Raw genomic sequence first — 14,776 nt, forward strand, 5'->3', positions numbered from 1 at the left:
GTGCGCACCTGGTGTGCGGCCGGTGGTGGGAAGACTCAAGATCCGACCGCCGGGTTGACCTCAGACTTGGTGATGGCGCCGTCGGCGTTGCCCCAGCCTTCCAGGATCTTCTTGTAGGAACCGTTCTCCATGAGCTTGGTGACGGCCTTCTGGACGACCTCGGCCAGGGCAGTGTCCGACTTGGCCACGGCGATCCCCTGCGGTGCGGAATCGTAGACGTCGCCGAGCTTTTCGATCTGGCCGTTGGTCTGGGTGATGGCGTAGCCGGTGATGGGGGAGTCTGCGGCCATCGCGTCGACGCTGCCGTTGACCAGGCGGGTGGTGATGTCCGTCTGGTTCTTGAGGGTCACCACGTTGATGGCCGGCTTGCCGTCGGCCACGCACTTCTTGCTGCGGTCCGACAGGTCCGGATCTTCCTGGACGGTACCGGTCTGCACGCCAACGGACTTGCCGCACAGGTCATCCAGCGAAACCTTCTTCGGGTTGCCCTTCTGCACGGCCCAGGCGGTGCCGGCGTTGAAGTAGCTGACCATGTTGACTGCGCCGAGCCGCTCCGGGTTGATGGTGAACGAGGAGATGCCGAGGTCGTACTTCGGGCCCAGGGCCGGGAGGATGCCGGTGAATTCGGACGTCTGCACCTGGACTTTCAGGCCCAGGGTGGCGCCGATCGCCTTGGCGATGTCGACGTCGTAGCCCACCGGGGTCTGGCCGTCGGTGCCGAGGAATTCCGCGGGGGCGTAGGAGGTGTCCGAGCCCACGGTCAGCGTGCCCTTGGACTTGATCGCCGCCGGCACCATGGCCGCCAGGGCGTCGTCCTTCTGCACGGTGCTGGGGTCGAAGCTGGCCGCGGCGCTGCCGGACACGGACGGCGCCGCGCCGGCGGGTGCCTTCTCGGAGGCATTGGTGCAGGCGGACAGGGACAGTGCGCCGATGGCCAGCACGGTGGCTGCCTTGAGCGTGGAGGTGCTAAGGAGCGAACGGGAGATCTGCATTTTCTTACCTTTTGTTGCAGGAGGGATGCGTAACCAAATCGGTTTATAGTGTATCGCCGAAGAAGAGATGTGCGTCACAGAAAACTAAGTTTCACTATTGGATAACTATTTCGGGGTCAAATGCAAGACTTTCACACGCCGGGGTGTCTGGAATCCCGGATTCAGGGACCGGCCCGAGGGACCCACAGCCCAAACGTTGCGGACCCGGTGGCGGGACGCAAGGCCCAAACGTCCCGGACTTCAGCTGCTGATGCCCAGGGACTCCAGCATCGGCCGGAACTTTGCCCAGGTCTCGGCGAGCTCGGCCTCCGGCACGGAGCCCTCGACGACGCCGCAGCCCGCGTACAGCCGCACCGTCTGCGGGGACTCGATGACGGCGCCGCGCAGCGCGATGCCCCACTCCCCGTTGCCGGCCGCGTCGAGCCAGCCGACCGGTCCGGCGTACGGGCCGCGGTCCAGGTGCTCCAGCTTGCGGATCAGCGCGCCCGCCACGGTGGTCGGCGTGCCGCAGACCGCCGCAGTGGGATGCAGCGCATTGATCAGGGCGAGGCTGGTGGGGACATGTCCCTCCACCTCCGCCAGTTCCGCCTTCACGTCCGAGGCGAGGTGCCAGACGTTGGGCAGTTCCAGGATGAAGGGCTCGCTGTGCGCGTTCATCGCCTCCGAAAACGGTGCCAGCTGGGTGGTCAGCGACTGGATCGCGATGTCGTGCTCATGGCGCTGCTTCTCGGATCCGGCCAGCACGCGCTCGGCGAACTCCAGCGGCGAGCCGGCCATGCCGTCGGCGTCGCGGCGGTCCAGGGTGCCGGCCAGGACGCGGGCCTGTGCGGTGCGCCCCTCCACCTGGATCAGCATCTCGGGGGTGGCGCCCACCAGGCCGTCGACGCCGTAGGTCCAGCATTCGCGGTAGCGGACGGCGAGCTGGCGCAGGATCTCGGCGGCGTTCACCCCGGCCGGGACGGTGGCGACGATGTCCCGGGCCAGCACGAGCTTCTCGAGCGCCCCGGTGCGGATCTCGGCCACACCCGCGGCCACGGCGGCCTTCCAGTCCTCCTCGCTGAGCGAGCCGGTGTGCAGCGTCGCCCCGGCAGCCAGCGGCAAAGGGCGCACGACGGCGGCACCGGCCCGGGTGGGCACGGCGGCGGGTGTGCCGTTCCCGGCGGCGCCGATGTCCGGCGTCGGGCCGTCCGCGAGGGTCACGTCGGCGGCAGGCGGGTCTCCGGCAGCGTCCGTCCCAGCGGGTACGACGCCGGGTGCCACCAGCCAGCGGTCCAGCGCGGCGCGGGCTCCCGCCTCGGTGAGGTCGCCGCCGTCGAACGTCAACTGGGTGAGCCAGGCCTTGCCGTCGCGCAGTCCCACGACGATTTCGGGCACGATCAGCCGCGACTCATGCGCGGAGGCTTTGGAGAAGGCGAAGGAGCCGAACGCGACGGGGCCGGTGCCGGGCCATTCGACGGCGTCGGTGATCTCGGCCTCGAGGACCAGGTGGCGCCACCAGATATCCGCCTCAAGGAAGCGGTCGGGTCCCGTGGCGGTGAACCGGGCCACCTCGCCGAAGCCGACGAGGCCGGCCTCCCGGCGGGTCCAGCAGAGGAGGTCGTCCCGGACCAGAAGCGACGGCAGCCCCCCGGGGAATGATTCTGCATCGAGGGGGACTGTCAGGGTTCGGAACGCGCTCGTCATAGTGAGACCACACTACTCCCGACACGCCGGAGGCCCTGCTCCGGGCGTGCTGAGCCTCTGCTCAGGGGCCGGTTAGGGGATGCCCGGCCCCTGGTCCGGGCCCGCTCAGGGCGTGGTTAGGGTGTGTGCTGATCATTTGAGACACTGTAAGGGTGAACCGAGCATCCTTGGATAAGCGTCCGGACGAAGTAGCCACGATGTTTGACGACGTCGCCCCCAAATACGACGTCGTCAACGATGTCCTGTCGATGGGGCAGACGCGGCGTTGGCGCAAGATTGTGGTCGAAGCCATGGATGTGAAGACGGGCCAGCGGGTGCTCGATCTCGCCGCCGGCACCGGCACCTCCAGCGAACCGTATGCCGACGCCGGCATCGACGTGATCGCGTGCGACTTCTCGCTGGGCATGCTCAAGGTTGGCAAGCGCCGCCGCCCCGACATCGACTTCATCGCCGGCGACGCCACCCGCCTGCCTTTCGCGGACAACACCTTCGATGCCAGCACCATCTCCTTCGGCCTGCGCAACGTCAACGAGCCGAAAAAGGCCCTGGCCGAGATGCTGCGCGTCACCAAGCCGGGCGGCAAGCTCGTCATCGCCGAGTTCTCCCAGCCCGTCGTGCCGCTGTGGCGCACCATGTACACCGAATACCTGATGCGTGCGCTGCCCGCGATCGCCGTCAAGGTGGCCTCCAACCCGGATGCCTATGTCTACCTCGCCGAGTCCATCCGCGCCTGGCCGGACCAGGACCACCTCGCGGCGTGGCTGCAGGAATCCGGCTGGGACAAGGTCACCTACCGCAACCTCACCGGCGGCATCGTTGCCGTGCACCGCGCCGTCAAGCCCGGCGCCGAGTCCGGCCCCGCCGCGGGCGCCGCAGCACTGGCCGCCCACACCGGACCGGTGGCGAAGCTGCGACGCAACATCATCCGGCCCGCGCGTTAGTCCATCGCCGCTGTGAAAGTACTGATCGTCGGAGCAGGTCCGGCCGGGTCCACTGCCGCCTACTACCTGGCCCAGGCCGGCATCGACGTCACGGTGCTGGAAAAGACCAGCTTCCCCCGTGAAAAGGTCTGCGGCGACGGGCTCACCCCCCGCGCCGTCCGCGAGATCCAGAAGCTGGGCCTGCCGCACCCCGAAACCGACGGCTGGCGCCGGAACAAGGGCCTGCGCCTGCTCGCCGGCGGCCGCAGCATCGAACTGCCCTGGCCCGAGGTCTCCGACTTCCCGCAGTACGGGCTGATCCGCACCCGGATCGGCTTCGACGAGGAACTGGCCCGGCACGCCCAGTCCGCGGGCGCCGTCGTGCTGGAACGCCACAGCGTCACCGAGGCACTGCGCTCCGACGACGGCCGCGTCACCGGGGTCCGCGCCGCCCTGCTCGACGAGTCCGGCCGCAAGACGGGGGAGACCCGCGACTTCAGCGCCGACGTCGTGCTCGCCGCGGACGGAAACTCCAGCCGCACCGCCGTATCCCTCGGCATCCGGAAGCGCGACGACCGCCCGCTCGGCGTCGCCGTCCGCACCTACTTCACCTCGCCCCGGCACGACGATGACTGGATGGAAGGCTGGCTGGAGCTCCCCGGCCGCGACGGCAAGCTGCTGCCCGGCTACGGCTGGGTGTTCGGCGTCGGCGACGGCACCTCCAACGTGGGCCTGGGCATCCTGAACTCCTCCAAGGAATTCGGCAAGCTGGACTACAAGCAGGTCCTGCGCGAATGGACCGCCGGCATGCCCGCCGAGTGGGGATTCACCCCGGAAAACCAGGTCGGCGAGATCCGCGGCGCCGCGCTGCCGATGGGCTTCAACCGCACCCCGCACTACTCGCCGGGCCTGCTCCTGCTCGGCGACGCCGGCGGCATGGTGTCCCCGTTCAACGGCGAGGGCATCTCCTACGCCATGGAGTCCGCCCGGTTCGCGGCCGAGTTCATCATCGACGGCGCCGCCCGCTCCGCCTCCGCCGGCTGGACCGGGGCCGACGCCGACGCGCACCTTTCGCGGTACGCGGACTACGTGCGGGACCAGTGGGGTTCGCACTTCACCCTGGGCCGGGCCTTCGCTGCCCTGATCGGCAAGCCGGCCGTGATGAAACTGGCCCTCCGGACGGGCATGCCCATTCCTGTGCTGATGCGGTTCGTGGTGCGGCTGCTGGCCAACCTGACCGATCCCGCGGCCAGGGGCTTCGAGGACCGCGTCATCCGGGTGCTGGAATCCCTCGTCCCGGCGACGTCCAACCAGGGCCGGTCCCGGGCGGACGCTGCCAGTACGGGGCCGTCGCCTGCCGGCCCGCCCCGGGCCGACACCCCTTCACACACCGGCGCCAACGCCGACACCACTTCGCACACCGGCGCCAACTCCGCGGTTTCCGCAACTGAAGTTAGGGTTAACCCGTGACCAACTCTGCAGACCAAAGCTGGACGCACGCCGGACACGGCCTGCCGAGCTCCGAGCCCAGCCTCAACACCACCGCGATCGCCACTGGATTGCAGCTGCCGGCCGGCTTTGCCGCGATCGCCGGGGACCCCGAACTGGGCCCTGCGATCACCACCAACCTGGCCCGCGTGGAGAAGAAACTGCGCGAAGCCATCGCCAACTCCGATCCGCTGGCTGACGCGACGTCGCGCCACCTCGTGGAAGCCGGCGGCAAGCGGATCCGCCCGCTGCTGACCCTGCTCTGCGCCCACCTGGGCGACGCCTCCCGGCCCGCAGTGGTGCAGGCCGCCGTCGTCGTCGAACTGACCCACCTGGCGACGCTCTACCACGACGACGTGATGGACTCCGCGCCGTTCCGCCGCGGCGCCCCCACGGCGCACGAGGTCTGGGGCAACTCCGTCGCGGTCCTGACCGGCGACCTGATCTTTGCCCGCGCCTCCATCCTGGTCTCCGAACTCGGCTCGCGCGCGCTCGGCATCCAGGCGCGCACCTTCGAGCGGCTCTGCCTGGGCCAGCTGCACGAGACTGTCGGCCCGCGCCCGGACGAGGACCCGGTGGAGCACTACCTCTCGGTCATCGCGGACAAGACCGGCTCCCTTGTGGCGGCCTCCGGGCAGCTCGGCGCGATCTTCTCCGGCGCCGATGAGTCCTATGAGCCCATGCTGGTCGAGTACGGCGAAAAGGTGGGCGTGGCCTTCCAGCTCGCCGACGACGTCATCGACGTCACCGGGGTTAAGGTCAAGTCCGGCAAGTCTCCTGGCACCGACCTGCGCGAAGGTGTGCCGACGCTGCCCGTGCTGCTGCTGCGCAAGAAGGCCGGGAACGGCGACCAGTCCGCCGTCGAGCTCCTGAAGCTCATCGACGGCGACCTCAGCTCCGACGAGGCCCTCGCCGCCGCCGTCGCCGGCCTCCGCGAGCACCCCGTCACGGCGGAGTCATGGGTGGTGGCCCGGGCCTGGGCCAACGAGGCGATTGCCGCCCTGGCGCCGCTGCCCGAGGGCGTGGTGAAGACCTCGCTGACCAACTTCGCGATGGCCGTGGTGGACCGCGCCAGCTGACTCTCCTGCGGTGGCGGGACCCGGTCCCTGCCTATCGCCTTTGCCTATCGCCTTTGCCCTGGCTGCCTCGCGGGTCTCCGGCTTAAACGGAATGGCCCCGGTTCTCTGCAACGTTTCGAGTCATCCGTTGCGTCGAACCGGGGCCATTTCTCCGTTCGCATCAGATCCACCGGAGGCATTTGGTGAACCCATGAATGAGCCTATGACAGAAATGTCATGCTGTCTAGCGCCTGTGTAAATTTGTTGTCACAGGTTCCTTTCTGGTGATTCCCGACGGACTTTCCCCACGTTTCAACGTTTCGACGACGGAAACCCTGGCCTTTCGCTGCGGCGCGCCGTGGAGGTGTCTGATACGTGGGGAAATTCGGCGGAGAGTTTGTCCACATAGTCCAACTGCCGGGTCTACGACGTGGTCACCGCCGGGTCTGCTGGAGTCATGGACGTCACCGAATACTTGAAATACGCCGGCTCAGTGGCCCGGACGGCGACGCTGTTACAGGCCGGATTCACCGAACGGACCATCAGGAGCACCCTGGCTTCCGGACAGGCGGTGCGGCTGCGGCACGGAGTCGTGGCGCTGCACGATGCGCAGCCGGACCTCGTTGCCGCCGTGCTGGCCAACGGCCTGCTGAGCTGCTGCTCGGCGGCCCCGCACCACGGGCTCTGGAGACTTCACGCCCCGGAGCGGCTGCACCTCCTGTGCCGGCACGGCTCGGCTGCCGGCGTCGTGGTTCATCGTGGCAGTGTGGTGCCGCCGGATTTCCCCCGCCCGGTGGCCGGGGTGACCGACTCGTTGTTGCATGCGCTGAGATGCCTGCCGGCCGTGGAAGCCGCGGTCATGGTGGAAAGCGCCCTGGTGCAGGGCCGCACCACGCTCGGCTATCTTGCGCAACGTCTTCCGGGAAATCGAAACGGCGGGGCACGCAGTGTCCTGGATCTGGTGGACGGAACCGCGGACTCCGCGATAGAAGTTGTGGCCAGGCTGCTGTTCCGGAGCGAAGGGATCTACACCCAGACGCAGATGGACCTGCCGGGAATCGGCATCGTGGACTTCCTGCTGGAGGGCTTCCTCATCGTGGAGATCGATGGAAGCACGCACTTGGCAGCCCGGCAGGTCAAGAAAGACCGCCTGAGGAACAATGCCAGCACACTTACCGGCTACGCCGTACTCCGTTACGGGTACCAAGACGTTGTCTACAACCCGCAAAAGATCGTCCGGGAAGTATGGCAGGTTCTGCGGGGCAGGGTGGTGCGCTGAGTTTCCCCACTTTTGGCTTCCTGGCGCCGGGGATCCCGGCGTTTCCGGGCAACACGCGGGTTGCGCCAGTCAAAGGTGGGGAAAAGCCGACGGCTGCCGGAGGTTAGTCCTCGTCCTCGTCGTTGAAAGCCCACTCGAACATGTCGAAGACGAACTCGGAGAAGGTGCCTTCTTCGCTCTTCCACTGGCCGCGGGCGTTGTTGCGGCGGTACACGATCGGGTCCGGGACGCTGAGGTCGCCGACCCGGAAGCCCCAAGTGAACTGTTCTTCCTCGTCCTCGAGGAACATGAGGAAGCCCTCGTCATCAACTTCGAGCTCTTCGGGGTCCCAGAAGTAGTGGTACGCCTCCATGATGTCCTCGCAGCCGCCGACCGCCAGGTAGAACTCGCGCAACACCAGGGGAACCTGGAACTGGTGCTCGGCGAGGGCCGCATCCAGCTCGTCGGCCGGGAGGCCATCCTCTTCCTGCCATTCGTCTTCGAGATACTTCGGAACAAGCGCGCGGAACTTCTCGAGGAACATGTCAGTCATGGTTCTTATCCTAGCTAATCCTTGGGCCCGCCATTGGCCGCGCCCAGCCCCAGCCGGTGCCAGCCGCGGACCGCCAGCGGCACGTGCCACTTCCGCCGCCAGGCCGTGACCCGGAACGCGAAAACGACCGCGGCCACGGCGCCCGCGGTCACCGCGTTGAAGGTGCCGGTGACGGACAGGGCCACGGTCAGCGCCGCCCCCGCAAACGCCGGCAGCGCATAGAGATCCTTCGGGTCGAACAGCTGGGGCACCTCATTGGCGGTGATGTCGCGCAGCAGGCCGCCGCCCACCGCCGTCGTGACCCCCAGGAGCAGCGACGCGATGGGGTTCATCCCGGCGGCCAGCGCCTTGAGGGATCCGGTGATGCAGAAGAGTGCCAGGCCGCCGGCGTCGAACAGGATCAGCAGCGAGGTGTAGCGCTGGACGCTGGAGAACAGGAAGTACACCAGCCCAGCGGCGAGCAGCGGCGGCGCCAGGTAGGCCGGGTTGGTGAAGGCCGCGGGCGGGCCGGCGTTGATGATGATGTCGCGGATGACGCCGCCGCCCAGGCTCACCACCGAGGCCAGCAGCAGGGAGCCGATGATGTCGAACTGCTTCCGGGCCGCGAGCAGGGACCCGGAGACCGCGAAGAAGAAGACGCCAGCCAGGTCCAGCCAGACCGCGACAACGCTGAAGGAAAAAGTCATGGAGGGTCCCGGTCGGATATCAAGGGGCGGATGGGGCGGCTCCAAGGCTACGCTAACGGCTATGAATAGCCCCATCCTGATCGCCTGCGCCCACGGCACCTCCAGCGCGGAGGGGGGCGCCGAAGTCAACGCCCTCCGGGACGGGATCGCCGCGCTCCGGCCGGGGCTCGACGTCCGCGAGGCCTACGTCGACGTCCAGGAGCCCGAGCTGCCGGCCGTCGTGGCGGGCCTGCCGGCGGGGGAGAGCGCCGTCGTCGTGCCGCTGCTGCTCAGCGTGGGGTACCACGTCAAGGTGGACATCGCCCGGGCGGTCAAGAGCCGGCCGGGCACCCGCGCCGCCGCGCCGCTGGGGCCCGACCCGCGGCTCGCGGCCCTGCTGGACGTCCGGCTCCGGGAGGCCGGTGTGACCGACAACGACGCCGTCATCCTCGCCGCCGCCGGGTCCTCCGACCCCACCGCCGCGACGAACGTCGAGGAACTCGCCAGCCAGCTGCGCGCGCTGCGTTCCAACCGGATCGTGGCCGCCTACGGCGCGTCCGCGAAGCCGTCCGTGCCCGAGGCCGTTGCCATGCTCCGCGAGGAGGCCGCGGGCGGCGCCGGAGCGGGGGAGTCGGCGGGGGCCGTGGACCTGGGCGGCCGCGTGGTCATCGCCGCGTACCTGCTGGCCCCGGGCTTCTTCCACGACCAGCTGCACAAGGCCGGCGCGGACCTCGTCACGGCGGCCCTGCTGCCGTCCCCGGTGCTGGCCGAAATCGCGCTGGACCGCTACGACGCCGCCCTCGCCGCGGGGGCCTGAACCGGGGGCCTGAACCGGCGTCGGCACGCCGCCGGCGACGCCCCGCACGCCGCCGCCAACCCCCAAACCGCGCCCCAAACCATGCACACGATCCGCGCCACTTCAAGGCTCGCCGACGCTTCGTGACGATTTGTTGCCCTAGGTGACCCCGCGTTTCCGGCCCTTTGTGACGGCATTACGGCCCGCCCTACAGTCGATCCATGACTGATACAGCTCTAGCCGGAGCGTCCCCGGACCAGGCTGCCCCAGGCCGCACCAAGCGCCCCACCTCCCGCCCCGCCGCAAAGCCGCACGGGCAGTGGAAAGTGGACGGCACCGCGCCGCTGAACGCCAACGAAACCTGGAAGCAGGAAGACAACGGCCTCAACGTCCGCGAACGCATCGAGTCCGTCTACTCCAAGCACGGCTTCGACTCGATCGACGGCACGGACCTGCACGGCCGTTTCCGCTGGTGGGGCCTCTACACCCAGCGCAAGCCCGGGATCGACGGCGGCAAGACCGCCACGCTCGAGCCGCACGAGCTCGAGGACAAGTACTTCATGCTGCGCGTCAGGATCGACGGCGGCGCCCTCACCACCGAGCAGCTGCGCGTCATCGGCCAGATCTCCGTCGACTTCGCCCGCGACTCGGCGGACCTCACCGACCGGCAGAACATCCAGCTGCACTGGATCCGGGTCGAGGACGTCCCGGAAATCTGGCGCCGGCTCGAATCCGTGGACCTGTCCACCACCGAGGCCTGCGGCGACGTTCCCCGCGTCATCCTCGGCTCCCCGGTCGCCGGCATCGCCAAGGACGAGATCATCGACCCGACGCCGCTGATCCACGAGCTCGCCGACCGCTTCATCGGCGACCCGGAACTGGCCAACCTGCCGCGCAAGTTCAAGACCGCCATCACCGGCCACCCCAGCCAGGACGTGGTGCACGAGATCAACGACGTCGCCCTGGTGGGCCTGGTCCACCCCGAACTCGGTATCGGCTACGACCTCTGGGTGGGCGGCGCGCTCTCCACCAACCCGATGCTGGGCAAGCGCCTCGGCGCGTTCGTCCGGCCCGACCAGGCCGCTGACGTCTGGCTCGGCGTCACCAGCATCTTCCGCGACTACGGCTACCGGCGCATGCGCACCAAGGCCCGGCTGAAGTTCCTGCTGGCCGACTGGGGAACGGAGAAGTTCCGCCAGGTCCTCGAGGACGAATACCTCGGCTACAAGCTCGACGACGGCCCGGCCGCGCCCAAGCCCTCCACCCCGGGCGACCACATCGGCGTGCACGAGCAGAAGGACGGCAAGTTCTTCATCGGCGCCACCCCGCTCGCCGGGCGCCTCTCCGGCGGCCAGCTCGTGAAGCTCGCCGACACCCTGGAAGCCCGCGGCTCGCAGCGGCTGCGCACCACCCCGCACCAGAAGCTCGTCGTCCTCGATGTGCCCAAGGACCAGGTGGAACCGCTCGTCGCCGAACTCGACGCCCTGGGCCTCTCCGCCCGGCCGTCCGTGTTCCGCCGCGGCACCATCGCCTGCACCGGCATCGAATACTGCAAGCTGGCCATCGTCGAAACCAAGGTCACGGCCGCCACCGCCGTCGCCGAGCTGGAACGCCGCCTCGCCGACCTCGTCGAGACCCGGCAGCTCCCGCAGGCCCTGTCGCTGCACATCAACGGCTGCCCCAACTCCTGCGCCCGGATCCAGACCGCGGACATCGGCCTCAAAGGCATGATGCTTCCCACGCCCGACGGCGACCCCACCCCGGGTTTCCAGGTCCACCTCGGCGGCGGGCTGGCTTCCGACAGCCGCGAGGAAGCCGGCCTCGGACGCACCGTCCGCGGCCTCAAGGTCTATGTTGCGGACCTGCCCGATTACGTGGAGCGCGTGGTCCGGAAGTTCGTGGCCGACCACACCGAGGGCCAGACCTTCGCCGAATGGGCCTTCGCCGCCGAAGAGGGGGATCTGCAGTGAACCGGACCCAGCCCCTGCGCTCCCACGACGAGCTCAAGGCCGTCGCCGAATCCGGCGCCGCCGAGCTGGGCTGGGACGCCCCGGCCCGCGAGGTGATTGCCTGGGTGGCGCGGAACTTCGAGCTGCCCGCCGTCGCCGTCGCCTGCTCCATGGCCGACGCCGTCCTCCCGGCGCTCGTCGCGGACCAGCTTCCCGGCGTCGACGTCCTCTTCTTGGAGACCGGCTACCACTTCCCGGAAACCTACGCGACCCGCAACGAGGTCGCCGCGAGCCTGCACGTCAACGTCGTCGACGTGCTGCCGGAGAACACCGTGGAGCAGCAGGACCGCCTCCTCGGCAAGGATCTCTTCGCCCGCGACGCCGCCCAGTGCTGCGCGCTGCGCAAGGTGGCCCCGCTGCGCCGCACCCTCGCCGGCTACGAACTCTGGTTCACCGGCGTCCGCCGCGACGAGGCCCCCACCCGCACCAACACCCCGCTGGTGACGTGGGACGAGACCAACGGCCTGGTCAAGGTCAACCCGGTCGCGGCCTGGAGCTTCGACCAGCTGGTCCAGTACTCCGACGATAACCTCCTCCCCGTCAACCCGCTGCTTTCACAGGGCTACCCGTCCATTGGTTGCCAGCCCTGCACCCGCAGGGTGGCGCCGGGCGATGACCCCCGCGCCGGCCGCTGGGCAGGAACCGACAAGACAGAATGCGGACTACACGTATGAGCAACTCCCCAACTTCCGTGGCCGTCGACCCCGATGCCGCCCCCATCACCCACGCCTCCGCAGCAGATGCCGCCCCCGCCCCTGCGCCGCGCGGCATCCGTCCTTCGGACGATGCGCGCGGCTCCGACAGCGGCAGCGGCCTTCCCAACGCTCGCAAGCTCGCGTCGGGTCCCTCGGCCGATGCCTTAGATGCCACTCCCGGGGCGGCATCTGCTGCTGCGGCTACGCGCTCGGCCCGCCTCTCGTCCCTGGACACCCTCGAGTCCGAGGCGATCCACATCATCCGCGAGGTCGTGGCCGAGTTCGAGAAGCCTGCGCTGCTGTTTTCCGGCGGCAAGGATTCCGTGGTGATGCTGCACCTGGCCACCAAGGCGTTCTGGCCGGGCAAGGTGCCGTTCCCGGTGCTGCATGTGGACACCGGGCACAACTTCCCCGAGGTCATCGAGTTCCGCGACCGGACCGTGGAGCGGCTGGGACTGAAGCTCGTCGTCGGCTCCGTCCAGGAGTTCATCGACTCCGGCGAGCTGGCCGAGCGCGCCGACGGCACCCGCAACCCGCTGCAGACCGTCCCGCTGCTGGATGCGATCCAGCGCAACAAGTTCGACGCCGTCTTCGGCGGCGGCCGCCGCGACGAGGACAAGGCCCGCGCCAAGGAACGGATCCTGAGCCTGCGCGACGAGTTCGGCCAGTGGGACCCGCGCAACCAGCGGCCCGAATTGTGGAACCTCTACAACGGCCGGCACACCGTGGGCCAGCACGTCCGCGCGTTCCCGATCAGCAACTGGACCGAACTCGACGTCTGGCGCTACATCGAGCGCGAAAACATCGACCTGCCCGGCCTCTACTACGCCCACGACCGCGAGGTCTTTGCCCGCGACGGCATGTGGCGCGCGGTCGGCGAAGTCTCCCAGCCCCGCGACACCGAACAGGTCATCACCAAGACCGTCCGCTACCGGACCGTGGGCGACATGTCCTGCACCGGCGCGGTGGAATCGTCCGCCGCCACCGTGCGCGACGTCGTGATCGAAGTTGCCGCCTCCACCATCACCGAACGTGGCGCGACCCGGGCGGATGACCGCATCTCCGAGGCCGCCATGGAAGACCGCAAAAAGGATGGCTATTTCTAATGAGCACTGAAATCGACACCGCCCGCGCGGCCGCCCTGCTTGACGAGGCCCCGCTGGCCCACGCTTCCCTGTTCCGCTTCGCGACGGCCGGCTCGGTCGACGACGGCAAGTCCACCCTGGTGGGCCGGCTCCTGCACGACTCCAAGGCGATCCTCGCCGACCAGCTCGACGCCGTCGCCCGCACCTCCGCGGACCGCGGCTTCGGCGGTGCCGGGGCAACCGGCACCCAGGCGATCGACCTGGCGCTGCTCACCGACGGCCTGCGGGCCGAGCGGGAACAGGGCATCACCATCGACGTCGCCTACCGCTACTTCGCCACGGACCGCCGCAGCTTCATCCTTGCGGACTGCCCCGGGCACGTGCAGTACACCAAGAACACGGTGACCGGCGCGTCCACCGCGGATGCCGTCGTCGTGCTCATTGACGCCCGCAAGGGTGTCCTCGAGCAGACCCGCCGGCACCTCTCCGTGCTGCAGCTGCTGCGTGTGGCGCACGTGATCGTGGCCGTGAACAAGATCGACCTCGTGGACTTCAGCGAGTCCGTGTTCCGCGAGATCGAGGCCGACGTGCAGCGCGTTGGCCGCGAGCTCGGGCTGGGCCGTGACGATTCAAATACCGGCGGCATCACTGATCTTTTCGTGATCCCGGTGTCCGCGCTCGACGGCGACAACGTCGTGGACCGCTCGGACCGCACCCCCTGGTACGAGGGGCCCGCCCTGCTTGAGGTCCTCGAGACGCTGCCGGCCGCGGACGAGCTCGAGAGCCACCTGGAGAGCTTCCGGTTCCCGGTCCAGCTGGTCGTCCGGCCGCAGGGGGCGCTGGCTCCCGACGCGGTCGCCGCGGGGCTCGACGTCGAAGGCTACCGCGACTACCGCGCCTACGCCGGCCAGATCACCGAGGGCTCCGTGAAGCTGGGGGACCGGGTAAGCGTCCTCACCCCGGGCCAGGCTCCGCGGAGCACCACGGTGATCGGGATCGACTTCGCCGGACGGCGGCTCACCGAGGCCGTGGCCCCGCAGTCCGTGGCGCTGCGCCTCGCGGACGAGTTCGACGTTGCCCGCGGCGACACGATCGCGGCGGCGGGGACCATCCGGGAAGCCTCGGCCGACCTCTACGCCGCGCTGTGCTGGCTCTCGCCGAAGCCGCTCCGCGAGGGTGCCAAGGTGCTGGTCAAGCACGGCACCCGCACGGTCCAGGCCCTGGTCCGGAACGTGACCGGAAAGCTCGACCTCGCCAACTTCCAGCTGGAGCCCACCACCACGCTGGAACTCAACGACATTGGACATGCCCAGCTGCGGCTCGCCGCGCCGCTGCCGCTGGAGAACTACCTGCACCACCGCCGCACCGGGGCGTTCCTGGTGATCGACCCGCTCGACGGCAACACCCTCGCCGCGGGTCTCGTCAACGACCACCCCGGCGACCACGAGGACGAGCGCTACTCGATCTAGGCGATCCTCCTCGTTTGGGCCCGACCACGGCCGCCCCGCGCCGGCGTCGGCGTCGGCCAACGAAATCGCCGGAAATGCGCGAGCTCGCGGGGAAACATACGGCGA

Annotated in this window: 12 protein-coding genes and 1 pseudogene; 9 read left to right on the forward strand and 4 right to left on the reverse strand. The window is 69.0% G+C overall.

Annotated features, from left to right (window positions below):
* Positions 1-35: 35 nt before the first annotated feature.
* A complete protein-coding gene (locus tag AC1MFL_RS13245; RefSeq protein WP_479810353.1) occupies positions 36-992 on the reverse strand; it encodes an ABC transporter substrate-binding protein in 957 nt (318 codons plus the stop codon).
* Between the two features lie 240 nt (positions 993-1,232).
* Entirely contained in the window at positions 1,233-2,675 is a 1,443-nt protein-coding gene (locus AC1MFL_RS13250; protein WP_479810354.1) for an isochorismate synthase, read from the reverse strand.
* Positions 2,676-2,827: 152 nt separating this feature from the next.
* Between AC1MFL_RS13250 and AC1MFL_RS13255 the strand changes: the two genes are divergently transcribed.
* From AC1MFL_RS13255 to AC1MFL_RS13270, 4 genes and pseudogenes are all read left to right on the forward strand, one after another.
* The gene (locus tag AC1MFL_RS13255) at positions 2,828-3,616 is read left to right on the forward strand and encodes a demethylmenaquinone methyltransferase (protein ID WP_479810355.1); all 789 of its coding nucleotides are present in this window, start codon (positions 2,828-2,830) and stop codon (positions 3,614-3,616) included.
* A 12-nt stretch (positions 3,617-3,628) separates the two neighbouring features.
* Positions 3,629-4,924 (forward strand): annotated as a pseudogene (locus AC1MFL_RS13260) (geranylgeranyl reductase family protein); the annotation flags it as partial.
* 137 nt (positions 4,925-5,061) lie between these two features.
* Complete coding sequence (locus AC1MFL_RS13265; protein WP_479810356.1) at positions 5,062-6,162, forward strand: polyprenyl synthetase family protein; 1,101 nt, start codon at positions 5,062-5,064, stop codon at positions 6,160-6,162.
* 436 nt (positions 6,163-6,598) lie between these two features.
* Complete coding sequence (locus AC1MFL_RS13270; protein WP_479810357.1) at positions 6,599-7,420, forward strand: endonuclease domain-containing protein; 822 nt, start codon at positions 6,599-6,601, stop codon at positions 7,418-7,420.
* Between the two features lie 103 nt (positions 7,421-7,523).
* Here the strand turns inward: AC1MFL_RS13270 and AC1MFL_RS13275 are convergent, their stop codons facing one another.
* Positions 7,524-7,952: a hypothetical protein gene (locus AC1MFL_RS13275; protein ID WP_024366280.1), complete on the reverse strand. Its 429-nt coding sequence runs from the start codon at positions 7,950-7,952 to the stop codon at positions 7,524-7,526.
* Positions 7,953-7,966: 14 nt separating this feature from the next.
* Entirely contained in the window at positions 7,967-8,638 is a 672-nt protein-coding gene (locus AC1MFL_RS13280; RefSeq protein ID WP_479810358.1) for a trimeric intracellular cation channel family protein, read from the reverse strand.
* A 61-nt stretch (positions 8,639-8,699) separates the two neighbouring features.
* Here AC1MFL_RS13280 and AC1MFL_RS13285 point away from each other — a divergent pair, with 61 nt between their 5' ends.
* The 5 genes from AC1MFL_RS13285 to AC1MFL_RS13305 all read left to right on the forward strand — a co-directional run bounded on the left by AC1MFL_RS13285 (position 8,700) and on the right by AC1MFL_RS13305 (position 14,671).
* On the forward strand, positions 8,700-9,434 hold the full coding sequence (locus tag AC1MFL_RS13285; RefSeq protein ID WP_479810359.1) for a sirohydrochlorin chelatase: 735 nt from the start codon (positions 8,700-8,702) through the stop codon (positions 9,432-9,434).
* A 200-nt stretch (positions 9,435-9,634) separates the two neighbouring features.
* Positions 9,635-11,383: a nitrite/sulfite reductase gene (locus AC1MFL_RS13290; RefSeq protein ID WP_479810360.1), complete on the forward strand. Its 1,749-nt coding sequence runs from the start codon at positions 9,635-9,637 to the stop codon at positions 11,381-11,383.
* Positions 11,347-12,096, forward strand: coding sequence for a phosphoadenylyl-sulfate reductase (locus AC1MFL_RS13295; protein WP_479810361.1), 750 nt, complete (start codon positions 11,347-11,349; stop codon positions 12,094-12,096). The genes AC1MFL_RS13290 and AC1MFL_RS13295 overlap by 37 nt, the downstream gene beginning before the upstream one ends.
* Positions 12,093-13,223, forward strand: a complete 1,131-nt coding sequence (gene cysD / locus AC1MFL_RS13300; RefSeq protein WP_479810362.1) for a sulfate adenylyltransferase subunit CysD — start codon at positions 12,093-12,095, stop codon at positions 13,221-13,223. Before AC1MFL_RS13295 ends, cysD begins: the two co-directional genes overlap by 4 nt.
* Complete coding sequence (locus AC1MFL_RS13305) at positions 13,223-14,671, forward strand: sulfate adenylyltransferase subunit 1 (protein WP_479810363.1); 1,449 nt, start codon at positions 13,223-13,225, stop codon at positions 14,669-14,671. The genes cysD and AC1MFL_RS13305 overlap by 1 nt, the downstream gene beginning before the upstream one ends.
* The last annotated feature ends 105 nt before the right edge of the window (positions 14,672-14,776 follow it).

This window comes from Arthrobacter sp. BG3, assembly GCF_056680185.1.

Coding starts and splice junctions, on each gene's coding strand:
- AC1MFL_RS13245 (WP_479810353.1), bottom strand. CDS start 992: ATGCAGATCTCCCGTTCGCTCCTTAGCACCTCCACGCTCAAGGCAGCC.
- AC1MFL_RS13250 (WP_479810354.1), bottom strand. CDS start 2,675: ATGACGAGCGCGTTCCGAACCCTGACAGTCCCCCTCGATGCAGAATCA.
- AC1MFL_RS13270 (WP_479810357.1), top strand. CDS start 6,599: ATGGACGTCACCGAATACTTGAAATACGCCGGCTCAGTGGCCCGGACG.
- AC1MFL_RS13275 (WP_024366280.1), bottom strand. CDS start 7,952: ATGACTGACATGTTCCTCGAGAAGTTCCGCGCGCTTGTTCCGAAGTAT.
- AC1MFL_RS13280 (WP_479810358.1), bottom strand. CDS start 8,638: ATGACTTTTTCCTTCAGCGTTGTCGCGGTCTGGCTGGACCTGGCTGGC.
- AC1MFL_RS13285 (WP_479810359.1), top strand. CDS start 8,700: ATGAATAGCCCCATCCTGATCGCCTGCGCCCACGGCACCTCCAGCGCG.
- AC1MFL_RS13290 (WP_479810360.1), top strand. CDS start 9,635: ATGACTGATACAGCTCTAGCCGGAGCGTCCCCGGACCAGGCTGCCCCA.
- AC1MFL_RS13295 (WP_479810361.1), top strand. CDS start 11,347: ATGGGCCTTCGCCGCCGAAGAGGGGGATCTGCAGTGAACCGGACCCAG.
- cysD (WP_479810362.1), top strand. CDS start 12,093: ATGAGCAACTCCCCAACTTCCGTGGCCGTCGACCCCGATGCCGCCCCC.
- AC1MFL_RS13305 (WP_479810363.1), top strand. CDS start 13,223: ATGAGCACTGAAATCGACACCGCCCGCGCGGCCGCCCTGCTTGACGAG.